The organism is Rhizobium leguminosarum, assembly GCF_001679785.1.
Lineage (GTDB): Bacteria > Pseudomonadota > Alphaproteobacteria > Rhizobiales > Rhizobiaceae > Rhizobium > Rhizobium leguminosarum_R.
The window spans coordinates 498,914-511,378 of record NZ_CP016287.1 but is presented as its reverse complement, the minus strand read 5'-3'; the positions used below and the strand labels follow the sequence as shown (position 1 = coordinate 511,378).

The 12,465-nt window shown below is 59.7% G+C and carries 13 protein-coding genes; 5 read left to right on the top strand and 8 right to left on the bottom strand.

Going from position 1 to position 12,465, the window contains the following annotated elements; genetic code table 11:
* Window positions 1-7 precede the first annotated feature (7 nt).
* From BA011_RS26840 to BA011_RS26825, 4 genes are all read right to left on the bottom strand, one after another.
* Complete coding sequence (locus BA011_RS26840; protein WP_065283019.1) at window positions 8-514, bottom strand: RES family NAD+ phosphorylase; 507 nt, start codon at window positions 512-514, stop codon at window positions 8-10.
* Complete coding sequence (parS, locus tag BA011_RS26835; protein ID WP_065283018.1) at window positions 511-996, bottom strand: antitoxin Xre/MbcA/ParS toxin-binding domain-containing protein; 486 nt, start codon at window positions 994-996, stop codon at window positions 511-513. The genes BA011_RS26840 and parS overlap by 4 nt, the downstream gene beginning before the upstream one ends.
* Before the next feature lie 276 nt (window positions 997-1,272).
* A complete protein-coding gene (locus BA011_RS26830; RefSeq protein WP_065283017.1) occupies window positions 1,273-2,007 on the bottom strand; it encodes a PspA/IM30 family protein in 735 nt (244 codons plus the stop codon).
* Complete coding sequence (locus BA011_RS26825; RefSeq protein WP_029871137.1) at window positions 2,004-2,450, bottom strand: YjfI family protein; 447 nt, start codon at window positions 2,448-2,450, stop codon at window positions 2,004-2,006. The genes BA011_RS26830 and BA011_RS26825 overlap by 4 nt, the downstream gene beginning before the upstream one ends.
* 103 nt (window positions 2,451-2,553) lie before the next feature.
* On the opposite strand from BA011_RS26825, the gene BA011_RS26820 reads away from it, so the two are divergent.
* From BA011_RS26820 to BA011_RS26800, 5 genes are read left to right on the top strand one after another with little or no spacing between them, the layout of a single operon-like run.
* A complete protein-coding gene (locus BA011_RS26820; protein ID WP_065283016.1) occupies window positions 2,554-3,609 on the top strand; it encodes an ion channel in 1,056 nt (351 codons plus the stop codon).
* Window positions 3,606-4,262: a YjfK family protein gene (locus BA011_RS26815; protein ID WP_065283015.1), complete on the top strand. Its 657-nt coding sequence runs from the start codon at window positions 3,606-3,608 to the stop codon at window positions 4,260-4,262. Before BA011_RS26820 ends, BA011_RS26815 begins: the two co-directional genes overlap by 4 nt.
* 35 nt (window positions 4,263-4,297) lie before the next feature.
* Entirely contained in the window at window positions 4,298-4,654 is a 357-nt protein-coding gene (locus BA011_RS26810) for a DUF350 domain-containing protein (RefSeq protein ID WP_065283014.1), read from the top strand.
* A gap of 12 nt (window positions 4,655-4,666) precedes the next feature.
* Complete coding sequence (locus BA011_RS26805) at window positions 4,667-5,260, top strand: DUF1190 domain-containing protein (protein ID WP_029871133.1); 594 nt, start codon at window positions 4,667-4,669, stop codon at window positions 5,258-5,260.
* A 1-nt stretch (window position 5,261) separates the two neighbouring features.
* On the top strand, window positions 5,262-6,419 hold the full coding sequence (locus BA011_RS26800; RefSeq protein WP_065283013.1) for a glutathionylspermidine synthase family protein: 1,158 nt from the start codon (window positions 5,262-5,264) through the stop codon (window positions 6,417-6,419).
* Window positions 6,420-6,874: 455 nt separating this feature from the next.
* On the opposite strand, the gene BA011_RS26790 is transcribed toward BA011_RS26800, so the two are convergent.
* From BA011_RS26790 to BA011_RS26775, 4 genes are all read right to left on the bottom strand, one after another.
* Complete coding sequence (locus tag BA011_RS26790; RefSeq protein WP_065283011.1) at window positions 6,875-8,248, bottom strand: ISNCY family transposase; 1,374 nt, start codon at window positions 8,246-8,248, stop codon at window positions 6,875-6,877.
* A 252-nt stretch (window positions 8,249-8,500) separates the two neighbouring features.
* Window positions 8,501-9,928 carry an ISNCY family transposase gene (locus BA011_RS26785; protein ID WP_065279332.1) on the bottom strand — a complete coding sequence of 476 codons (1,428 nt, stop codon included), beginning with the start codon at window positions 9,926-9,928 and terminating at the stop codon, window positions 8,501-8,503.
* A gap of 467 nt (window positions 9,929-10,395) precedes the next feature.
* Window positions 10,396-11,019, bottom strand: coding sequence for a hypothetical protein (locus BA011_RS42300; protein ID WP_186806596.1), 624 nt, complete (start codon window positions 11,017-11,019; stop codon window positions 10,396-10,398).
* A 730-nt stretch (window positions 11,020-11,749) separates the two neighbouring features.
* On the bottom strand, window positions 11,750-12,364 hold the full coding sequence (locus tag BA011_RS26775) for an adenylate kinase (RefSeq protein WP_065283009.1): 615 nt from the start codon (window positions 12,362-12,364) through the stop codon (window positions 11,750-11,752).
* Window positions 12,365-12,465: the final 101 nt, after the last annotated feature.

Sequence of the window (12,465 nt, the reverse complement as noted above, 5' to 3'; positions counted from 1 at the left end):
GGCTCGTTCATGACGTGGGTGGATGCAACCGTGTATCGAGGGCAAAAGCCTCCTGGAACTTCAGTGCATAGGCGCCCGTTGCGCCGCCTGCCAGAAAAATCAGGTTCCAGCTATGCCGCGAGACCGCGCTCGGGATCGCCACAAAACGATGCTGTCGAAGCAAATCGTCTCCGAAGGTTTGCTGTCCGGCGCTGGGAATGCCCGGGCGCAGCCAGTTGGGATTGGGCACGTTTCCCGGATCGACAACATGGATATCGCCAGCATCGGCAATGACAGCTGCCGTCATCCTGTGCGCCACGGTGTCGAGCGCCCGGAACCCCTTGTGGACCGCGACTTCAAGGATCGCCGTCGCGGGATCGAGCGAGCAGTAGACCGCGCGAACCCCCTTGCTGTTCCAGCGGCCGCCAACCCGATAGGCGCCTTCTCCGCTATCCCAAGTCGGCGCATGGACGGCCTGATCGAGCCGCCACGCGACCAGCTCGGCCCCGCCGAGCGCTTTCGGCAAAAGGGTCATGCATAGACGCCGTATTCCATGCGATCGAGATGATCTTCGACAAGCTCGACGCCGGCGGGCGTCGCAAGAAGATCGATTGGACGGCGTTGGTCAAGCCCGACCGCCGGACGCTCCAGCCATTGTTCGGCTTCTGCCTGCGATCCGAAGATATCCGTTGTCTTTGCGAGGATCTCGGCGAATTTCCACGCGCGGCCGCTCTGTTCCTGGCTGAGCGGCTTGGAAGGCATGTCCTTCCGCCGCTGCCAGGTGCGCAAGCTCATGCCCACCGCCTTTTCGAGGGACTCGTTCTTGCCGATGACGACGAGGGTGCCGACAAGATGATCCAGTGCCGAGGCCGGCAGCCCGTGCAGGAGCAGCTCATGGGCGTCGAGCGCATTGGTCAGACTGCGCGACAGAATGCGCGAGCCGCCGAGTAATGCTTCGATTTTTTGCAGTTCACCGCCGCCTGCCGCTGAAGAAGGTGCTTTTGCTGCGACGGCCATGATTTCTCTCCTGCGTCATCTGTCGCTTTTTATATGTCATGTGTCGCGACAAATTTCAAGATCTGAAGGACGGTATCCGGCGCATCGGCCACGGAACCGTGCCTTTCTGACTGCCGGCGCCAAACAAGCGGGCAGGCGGTGATGGCACCGCCTGCCAAGGGCAGCTTGCAGCGGATTAAAATGCCGCGATCCCCACTGCTTTAAGAGGCTGGGTCGCGGCGCTCCAATTCCGTAAGCGCGTGGGAATGGCAGGCAGGGCTGCCGCTCCTGGGATTGTCAGTCTTTTTTGCTGGTCGGCGCTGGCAGCAATATGGGCTCGACCGAATGTTTCGGTGCCATCAGCTGTGCAAGAACGTCATCGGCCGAGTGGCTCGAACCGCCGATGCCGGCTTCGCGCAGTTGACGATCGAGGTCGCTGCCGTTTTCGAGCGCGGCCAGTTCAGCACCGGCTTCGATGCGGCCGGAAGTGATTTCCTGGCGTTTCTTGATGCGTTCGAGACTTTCGACGGCGCTACCGAGACGGGTATTGATGCCCGACTGGCTATGGGCAATCGCCGACTGAGCGCGCAGCAGCGACTCATTGGCTTTGACATTCTCCACCTCACGCTTCATCTGAGCAATGCGCGCTTCGGTCTCCTGGATCGTGCGCAGCATCTGCTGCTGGCGGGGCAGCAGCCGATCGAGCTCTTCCTGGTCGCGCTGCACTTCGGTACGAGTACCGGCAATGCGCTGAGCGAGACCCTGCGCCAGATCCGTGCGGCCCGCGGAGATCGCGGCACGAGCGCTGTCGGTATCCTTGGTCTCCTTTGCGCGGTTTTCTTCAAGTCGGCGCATGACGCTTTTGTTGGACGCCATGATGCCGGCCAGATCGGATCGCGCACTGCGCAGCGACTGTTCAGCGTCGCGGATTTCCTGGTCAAGAATGCGCATGGACTGGCTGTCGGCGGCCGCTTCCGCTGCCTCGTTGATGCCGCCGCGAATGGCGGTGAAAATCTTTCCCCAGGTGCTCACGCTGCGATCTCCCCGCTTTTCCATTCTTCAATCATGTGAGCCGCATCGACGGCATTGGCAGCCAGAATCGCCACTTCCTCGACCACCGTCTCAGCCGGCGAGCGTGCTGACAGCGAGCCGAACAATTCATACCATTCCTCACCGTCGATCGTGGTGATGCCGAAGCTGGAGAGCGGCACGAACTTGTGGGTCTTCAGCACCATACGTTCGAAGGCTTCTCGATTGGACACGTCCTTGCACGGCACCAGAACAGCGCTGACAAGGATGTCGCGCTCCCCGCTTACCGCGACGAAGACGTCGAGATCGCCTTTTTCCTTAAGAGTCACGCATATGACGTCGCCCTGTTCGGGTACGGCTACATCCACATCGCCCAGTGCGTCGGGATCGGCGGCGAACAGGCGCGTTAAAGTGGTGAGGTTCCAGGTCTCCAAAAAGTCCTCCATCGGTTGGAACGTCAAAATATTTGGGTAATCGGTTTGCAACTTAAAGATCTGGTGCGCTAAATAAATTTCGCTAGGGTACGCGTTGGGAACGGGGGCGAATCGCTTGCCATTTATCGCTTCATTGATGCGGCGTGTATATCTCTCGCTCAGCGAATTGGCCTGGTCAGCCCTTTTTGTTATCCTCGTGATCCACCTGGTCGCTTCTTACCTGCTCTTCATGCTGGCCGGCGAAGGCGATCTGGTCGGCAATCCGATCGACTTTCTTTACTACTATATGGTGACGGCAACGACTGTCGGCTATGGCGATCTTTCTCCAAAATCGGGGCTCGGCCGATTAATTGCCGTCCTGTTCGTTCTTCCCGGCGGCATTGCCATCTTCACCGCTGTTCTTGGCAAGTTGTTGACAACTATCGGTACGATCTGGAGGAACCGCATGCGTGGATTGGGTGATTACAGCGAACGCGCCGGCCATATCATCGTCCTGGGCTGGCAAGAGGGGCAGACATATCAGACGCTGCGGCTGCTGTATGCCGAACGACAGGCCAATGAACCGATGAGTGTTCTGGTTGCCAAGGACCTGCCGGAAAATCCGGCCAGCAACTACGCCGACTATATCAGAACTGAGCGGCTTGCCGATGCCGACGCTCTGGTGCGGGCCGGAGTGGCGAAGGCGCGTGCGATCATCGCGCGCGGCGCAAATGACGACGAGACGCTCGCCGCCGTGCTGATTGCCGAAGACCACGCCCCCAATGCCCATATCGTGGCCTATTTCGCCGACGACCGCACGGCACAGATGGTCAAACAACGCCGGCCGCGCGTCGAGGCGGTGGGCTCGCTCGCCGAGGAACTGCTGTCGCGTTCCGCCCGTGATCCGGGCTCTTCGGAAATCGCCGCACGGCTGCTGTCGGCCGCTTCCACCGACACGGCCTTTTCCCTGCCGGTGCCGCCTTTGCAAACGCCGCTACTGTATGGGGACGTGTTTTTAAGGCTCAAGCGTCAGCATAATGTGACGCTGGTGGGCATGCTGAGCCAGGGCATGACCGACCTCAATTGCCAGGACGAGACGCTGATGCGGGGCGGCGAGACCCTTTACTACATCAGCGGAATGCGGCTAGATCCCGCTGCCATCGCTTGGGCTCGAATGGGAGACGTATCATGATCGGCTGGTTCGGCAGAGACAAGAACGAAAGGCCTTTACCCAAAGAACATGGCCCGTTGAGCGCCGCCATCGGCGGGGCGTTGGAGATCGATTTCCTCTCCCTCGAAGCCGAGGCTTTGGCCGGCCAGCCGGCCATGCCGCTGCCACGGAGTGGCCCATTCATCATTGCCGCCTACGGCGAGGTTTCGCTCGATGCCGCGACGGTTCTGTCGCGCTACTACGATGAGGATCATCGGATGGTGCAGGTGATGTCGACGTCGGGCCAGCCGGGTGATGTCGACGACATCAGCTTTTATCAGCCCTGGGACAGCGTCGTGCCTGCCGGGCAGGGCGAATGGAACCGCTGGACCGGGCCGGACGGCCTGATCGGCCAGCCAACCTACGATGCCGATGGCATCCTCTATAGCCGCTTCTGGGGCGAAGGTCCGGAACGCACCCCATTGGCGGAGTTTGTCGAGAAGGTCGACGACGGTCAGGCGCAGCGCTCCATTCACCAGACCTGCATGCTGTATTATCGCCCGCTTGGCTCGACGCGCGAAATGCTTTTGATCAATGTCGAGCGCGACCTCGATCTCGGACAGAGCCAGGCGGGCAGTTCGGTGGAATTTCTGATCGGCTACGGACTCGCTCCGGCCGATGTTCGCCGCGTCTGAGGGGATCCTATCAATTTCAACGGAGGACTTTTTCAATGCTCGATTATGTGGCGGGTCTGCCTGCCTTCCTCGGCTATTTCGCCGTCGGTCTTGCCGCCTACGGCGTTTTCGCGGTGATCTACACATTCCTGACGCCGCAGAAGGAAGTCCAACTTATTCGCGCAGGCAATCTTGCCGCCGTCACGGCACGGCATTTTTCAGGCGCGCTGGCTTCGGCCGCAGCCTCTCGCGTCAGCAGCGTCGACTCATCATCGTGGGACTACATATATGCGCGGTGGTTTCTATATTGCGAATTTATATTGCGGAATTTGAAAGGATCACTGCTGATATCGACGGGCATATGGATACTGGTCATCGGTAGGCAACGCCGTCACGGCATTCTGACCTATTGAGGGGAGGGAACGATGCGCAGACGTAAGAGCGGGCACAAACGACCTTTCCTGGCCCTCGGCACCATCGCCGCCTCGACCCTGGCGCTGTCCGGTTGCGGCGATCAGACTCCCTCGGAGACGATGTTCACCTCCGTCGACCAATGCGTGACTTCCGGCATGGACCGGCAGGTCTGCCAGGCCGGCTATCAGGATGCGATGCGCGCCCATCTCGCCGCCGCGCCGCGTTTCAACGGCATGGCCGCCTGCGAAGCCGAATACGGCTCGGGCCAGTGCACGGAACAGTCGGCCAGTGCCGTCCCCAACAATACCGGCGGAGGCGGCAGCTTTTTCGTGCCGTTCCTGACAGGCTACGTGCTGTCTTCCGCACTGAACAACATCGGCGACTATTACAATTATCGCCGGCGCCAGGAGGAGAGTGGCTCCTACGGCTCGACACCGATTTATCGCAATCGCTCGGGACAAACGGTGACAACGACTGTTCGCTCGGGCGGCAACGACACCGCGATCGCGCCCTCGCGTCAGACTGTTAAGCCGGTCAACGTCAACACCCGCACCGTTGCCCGTCAAGGCTTCGGGGGCCGTTCGTCCTTCAGTTTCGGCGGCTGATATGAAACGCATCACCCTTCCGGCGCGTCCTGATTGGCTTGACAAGGCGCGCGCCGTCGGCTTCGGGTTTCACGTCATGTATGGCGAGCCCTATTGGCTCGACAATGCCGCCTATACGTTCACGCTCGATGAGATCGAGATGCAGATCGAAGGGCCGAGCCAGGAACTGCACGACATGTGCATGGATATGGTCGGCGATATCGTCGGAAGCGAAGAGACGCTCGACAGGCTAGCCATTCCGGAGGACCTGCGCGATGTAGTGCAACGCTCCTGGCAACGCCGCGACCGGCATCTCTATGGCCGATTCGATCTTGCTTACGACGGCACTGGCCCGGTCAAGTTGCTCGAATACAACGCCGATACTCCCACTTCGGTGTTCGAGACGGCCTATTTCCAGTTCAACTGGCTGACCGACCAAGTGGCTTTGGGTACCCTGCCCAAGGACGCGGACCAGTATAATTCCTTGCAGGAAAGCCTCGTCGAGGCGTTCGAGCAATTTTCCAAGGAACCGATCTTCCACTTCGCGGCGATGACCGACAATGAGGAGGATCGCGGCACGACTGTCTATCTGATGGACTGTGCAGTGCAGGCCGGCCATCGCGTCGAGCTTCTGGACATCCGCGAGATCGGCATCGATGCGCAGGGCCGTTACACCGACCTCCAGGATCGGGTGATCGACCGTTGCTTCAAGCTGTATCCGTGGGAATTCATGCTGCGCGAGCCGTTCGCCCGCGACCTCGTGCGCTCGGGTGATGTTTTCGTCGAGCCCGCCTGGAAGGCCGTGCTGTCCAACAAAGGGCTTCTGCCTCTGCTTTGGCAGCGCCACCCCAATCATCCCAACCTGCTGCCCAGCTATTTCACCGACGACCCGGCGGCCTCGACCTTGACGGACTATGTGCGCAAACCGCTGCTGTCGAGAGAAGGCGAGAACGTCACGATATTCCGAGATGGCCGGGAATTGATTTCAGCCCCCGGCGGTTATGGCGACGAAGGCTTTATCGTCCAGGCCTATGCCCCGCTTTTCGAAAGCGATGGCGGCTTCGCCGTGCTCGGCAGCTGGATCGTCGGTGATCGCGCCTGCGGTCTTGCGGTCCGCGAGGACCGCTCGCGCATAACCGCCAATTTATCGCGTTTCGTACCGCACGTCATCGTCGGATAAGAGGAGGTATATCGCTTCAGGCCAGCGATCTTCGTCTATGTCGAGCGAAGCCGGCCATCCGCCAGCAGGCGATCTTGCGGCGTTCATCCAGCCGCCAACGACCTTCGACAAAACCTCGATCCGCTGCAGATCACGCTCGCTCATCGCTATCAGTCCCATCCGCAATCTCCACCGTCATCAAACCCGGGGAGTGTGACATTCCAACTTTGCAGAAACAGGACACTTCAACTTTGCGGCTACAAGCAATGTGGCGGCAGGGTTGGAATGTCCGTTTGTGTGCAAAGTAGAAGTGTCACTTTGGGTGTGTCTTCAGCCATTTAGAAATGCGACACTCGGCATGTCCACTTGCGCTAAGGCAAGCCCCCGACCAGACCGGCTGGACCGGGTTGCAAGGGAAGGGAGGGGGCGGGTGAGATGCTCCCTTCGGCTTTAGCTTTGACAGTTGCAGCAGCCAGTCATTCCGCCGCATCGAGGTCAGAGAGTGCTTGTCGCCGTCGGGCAATGACGGCAGGATCGTTCATGAAATCCCTGTTCCGACCGGGCTTGCGGCTCCGCGGCGTATAGCCGTTCTTCTCGCTGTTGGTCTTCACCTTCGGCGTTGGTCGCTGATCCTGCCGCTCCTTGATATAGGCCAGCACATCGGAAAGCCGCTTGTTCTCGGTGATCGCCGCATGCGTCACCCGCTGGTCCTTGTCGAACGTCCTGTAGGGCAGGGAATGCCCCTTCCAGCGCACGTCCAGCCGACCATCGGCGAAGGCATAGGTCTCGACATAACGGCCCACCAGCCCACGCGTCACCTCGGTCTCCTCCAGCATGATCCGCTGGCGCTCGAATGAAAACGTCAACTGCGCCCCGACATAACGCTGCTCACGCTTGCACAGGATCTCCTGCAGCCGATCCGATGGCATGTTGATCGGCCGATGCAGATTGTCAGGACGGGTAGGGGCGATGGCAAACCGCTGGTTATACCGCGCCATGAACCGCGGCAGAAAAGCATTGCCATCGTCCATGCTGCCGATGCCCGCTAACCGCAGTTCCTTGATCAGACGGTCCTGCAATGTCCGGTTCATCCGCTCGACGCGGCCCTTCGCCTGGCTCGAATTTGCGCAAAGAATCTCGATGTTTAGTTCCGAGAGTGCACGCCCGAACTGGGTCATGCCCTGGCCACCCTTGGCCTCCTTCTTCGCCACCCGGAACACCGAATGCTTGTCGGAATAGAAGGCAACGGGAGCACCGTGATCCTTCAAATAAAGCGCCAAAGCCTCGAAGTAGCTGAACGCGCTTTCCGAGCGCACGAAGCGCAACTGCATCAGCTTGCCCGTCGCATCGTCGACGAACACCAGCAGCGAACACGGATCGCCGCGATCCTCGAACCAGCGATGTTCCGATCCGTCGATCTGCACCAGCTCGCCATAGGCCTCGCGCCGCAATCGTGGCTGATGAAACGTCCGCCGCTGCTTGCGCGACAGCCACAGGCCCGCATCCACCATCCAGCTGCGCAACGTCTCGCGCGACACCCGCAAGCCATCGAGCTCGGCAAGCTTCTCGGCCGCCAAGGTTGGTCCGAAGTCTGCATAGCGTTCGCCAACCAGCGTCACGGCGTAATCTCGAACGCCATCGCTGATCCGGTTGTTCGACGGTCGGCCGATCGCCTTGTGCCGGATCGACGCCGCACCGGCCGTTCTGATCCGATCCGACAGCCTTCGCACTTGGCGTGTACTCAGATCAAGCACATGCGCCGCCGACACCATCGTCATCCGGCCGGCGATCACTTTCGATAGAATCTCGATCCGTTGCAGGTCGCGCTCGCTCATCGCTATCAGTCCCATCCGCAATCTCCACCGTCATCAAACCCGGGGAGTGTGACATTCCAACTTTGCAGAAACAGGACACTTCAACTTTGCGGCTACACCCACTGTCAAAGCTGATTAGATGCGCGACGCTGTCAGCCGGTTAGAAACGCGACACTTGCGCTTCGGATTAGCCGCCGATCCGACCGGCTGGACCGGGTTGCAAGGGAGGAGCGGGGGCGGGTGAGGAACACCCTTCGGCTTTAGCTTTGAGACTATGAGTGCAGGCGATCATTCCGCGGCCTCCATGCGCGCCAGCGCCTTCTGCCTTTTTGCGATGACCTCCGGATCATTCATGAAGTCCGTCCGCCGGCCAGGCTTGCGGCCACGCTTCTGATAACCATTGCCCTGGCTGCCATCGGGAATACCGAACATATGATCCGTCTGGCCGGTGCGGCGAGGGCCGCTCTTACTGCGCTGCTGTTCCCGCCCAGCCTGCAGCTCGGCGACGACGGAAAGCATGTCGTCGAGACGCTTGTTCTCGACAACCTCTGCCCGGTGGACCGACCGCAATGTATCGAAGGTTCTGTAGGGCAGGGTGAAGCTCTCGTGCATGATCTCGAGGCGGCCGTCCGGGTAGTCGCAGACAACGACCTTCTTTCCCGCCAGCCCTCTGGCCCGCTCCGTCGGATCGAGAATGAACAAGACCTTGTCGTAACGGAGCGTCAGGGACTGCGACAGTGTGCGGACTTCCTTGCGGCACATGGCGCCATCGAGATTCTCATGCGCGGCAAGCGGCCGGTGCATGTCCTTCGGATTGCGTGGCGGTTTGCCAAAACGGGAATTGAAATCCGCAATGAATTCTGATGCATAGCCGTTGGCCGCCTCGATCGTATCGATGCCGCGAAGCCGCATCTCCTTGACCAGCCGGTCCTGCAGCGTCTGGTTGGCGCGTTCCACACGGCCCTTTGCCTGCGGAGTATTGGCGCAGATGATGTCGATGTTCAGCTCATAAAGCGCACGACCAAACTGCGTCAGGCCGCTCGTGCGGTCTTTCTCCGACGCATGGGTCGAACGAAAGACACCATGCTTGTCGCTGTAGAAGGCCAGAGGTTTACCCCATTGCTGCAGATAAGCCTTTGTCGCATGCAGGTAGTCGAACGTGTTCTCTGACCCAGCGAACCGCAGATGCAGCAACTTGCCGGTGGCGTCATCGATATAGACAAGCAGGGCGCATTTGGGACCACGGTTCTCAAACCACCAGTGATGCGATCCATCGATCTGCACGAGTTCGCCGAAACAGTCGCGCCGGCCGCGCGGCTGGAAAACCCGCTGCTTACGCTCACGCCGCGAGATCCAGATGCCGGCCTCGGTCATCCATTGCCGCAGCGTCTCCTTGGCGACCGAGATCTGATGCAGTTCCATCAGCTTCTCGCGCGCCAGCGTCGGACCGAAATCCAGATAGCGCTCCCGGATCAGATCCAGCGCCGCATTGCGAAACTCCTCGCTGTGGCGCCGGTTGCTCGGCTGTGATCGCTTCTTGGAAACAAGGCCGGCTGGACCATTCCGGTCATAAGCCTGCAGCAGCCGATGGACCTGACTTCGACTGAGGTCGAGCAGTTCGGCGGCCTGGACGACGCTCAGGCGCTCGTCACGAATCTTCTGGATAACTTCGAGGCGATGCAATTCTTTCTGCGACATGGTGATCATAAAGGACATGACGACTCCGACCGCTCATGGTCTCGACCAGGCTGAAGATCGTCATCCTTGCTCCCGACGTTGGCATTGACCAGTGCGTAGAGAGGCGAGACTGTCGCATCTCTAACTGGCCCAACTGTCGCATTACTAAATAGCCGCTACAAGACATTGTGGCGTAAGATACCTTATGGAACACCTGAACGGTTTTGGTCTTGTCGACTAATGCTCCCAACCGCCGCATACGAAATTGTGAACCACTTCGGTAAGCCGCGGTTTCGACGGCTGCTCTATCAAGGCTGCGTTGAGACATTCGCGCGGGCTTAGGAGCGCGGGGCTAAATACTGGTCATTCTTTGTTCTTCATCATTGCCGCCTGAAGCTGATCATATCAACGAGGTCATTGCCCTGGCCCCAACTACGCTGGAACGGGACCAGCGATTTCCTTTCCGTAGTTAGTTCCTGCTATGGCGCGGCAACCTTTGCTGTAGTTTACATCACACTATAGCCGCCTTGCTCAAGTGTCGCATCGTACGCGACGGCATATTTCGCGATCTTACCCGCATGATCCGTTCCATTGATAACTTGGCGAGCGCCGATGAAGTTGGTTGTGCCAAGGTTAATGTAATCAGAGAGTTTCTTGCCGGTAAACCAGCCTTCCTTCAAGCCCATGACAAGCACCTTCGCCGCAATTTCCGGTATCAGTGCTTTTGCTGGAAAGGACACGAGATCGATGCCGAGCTTGATGCTGACCGTGCGGTAGTTGTTCTCGTGCGTGAGTTGGGAATATCCTCTTCCAAACCAGCCTTGACGCCAATATGGGGAGGAGACCCAAGGCAGTTTGCCCTTTGCCCATGCGCTGTCAAGAACGGCAATCGCCTGATTGTCAGATGTCGCGAAAGTCTCCCGCACCGGCATCATAAGGCCTCCAGTCTCATGAAATGCTGTAGCCAACACGTAGGCGCATTGGGGGCGTAGTAATGCGTGCAACTTGCATTCCGAAATTAGAAGTCTGGTGTCCCCGCGATCGAGGTTGCCGACGCCGCTTTTGGCGGCAAACGCCACGGCGACGCAAAGAGAAACAATCCGGCATGCTGCAACGAGTCTTCTGAGCATCGGCTCCGCTTCCCGTTCAGGTGTCGCATGAGTGCGCCCACCGATGCAGTCGGAGGCGTCTCGTCCGTGTTCTACGTCTGATGAGGGGCGGTACTCGCCATGGTAGTTAGACTATCTGCATCGCTTACTCCCGACATTGCTAAGGATGAAATCGAAAGACGGCCGCATAGGTGCACACCTCGAATTTAACCTCCTAAACAACAGGTTAGCTGTACATTGCGGACTGAGGAAAGCGGGCGGCTCTTGGCGGGTGCCGCTCTGTCAATTTACTCCTGAGGCGTTGTGGCCAAAGGGAAAGAGAACCAATTCGACACTCCACATAGAGAAAGAGAACGTTGGGAGCGATGAGCGCGCAGATCAACTCCCTGCCGGATCGGCTCATCCTGGACCATCCAAGCAACTTCCTGCTGGGGCGGCGTGCGCTTAGATGGCGCCGCGGGCGCGACAACGCTCTCATGCCGTCGGCCGGGCAATCCCAGGTGCGCCGGAGCCCTGGCCTGGCGCTACGCTGTCCGTCGTGCCGCCCGAGGTGCCTTTCAGTTTCTGGGTATTGGACAGCTAGCCCGGGTACCAGTTCAATGTCGCCTGCTGGATTTCCTGGCGGTGTTATTCTGGCGGGTGTTATCAATAACAGACAACTTTGCTTGGCCCAGGCTTCTGACAAGAAATGCAGGGAGGCTAAAACGCCAGCCGTAGGTTTCTCAAGACGAATTGCGTCGCTCATCGAAAGTCACCCAAGAGAACCCAGGTCGGCCGTTCTCGGTTGGAGCCGCAATTCCGCAAAAAGGCTGGACGTAACCTCATCGACGGGTCTCAGCCCATTGACGGTGCGTAGGAGCCCGGCGGTGCGGTAGTAGTCCGCAAGCGGCTGCGTCTGCGTCCGGTAGGCCTCGAGCCTGACTTTCAGCGCTTCCGGATTGTCGTCTGCGCGCACCGGCAGGCCTGCGGCCTTGGCCTCGCGCGCCCGATAGATGATGCGGTCGAGCAGCACGGATTCCACAACCTTCAGTTCGAGCACCGCATCCAGACCGAGGTGTGCCTTTTCGAGCGCTTGGTCGAAGGCCCGCGCCTGTCCCAGCGTGCGGGGAAAGCCGTCGAGGATGAAGCCGGATGCAGCGCCCGGCTCGGCGATGCGTCCGAGGACGCAATTGACGACGATGTCGTCGCCAACCAATTCGCCCCGCGCTATGAGGTCGCGCGCAGCAAGGCCAACCGGCGAGCCCTTGGTGACCGCGGCGCGCAGCATATCTCCCGTCGACAGTTGTGGCACGCCCAGCCGCTCGGCGAGGCGCGCTGCCTGTGTTCCCTTGCCCGCCCCCGGCGGTCCAAGGATGATCAATCTCATCGTTCCCTCCCTCGTACGTCTGGCCACAAATTGTCCTTCCCTTGATCGTCCCGTCGGCTCCGGTGCGGTAACGCGCCGGAACCCACGTCTTCATCTTGTCG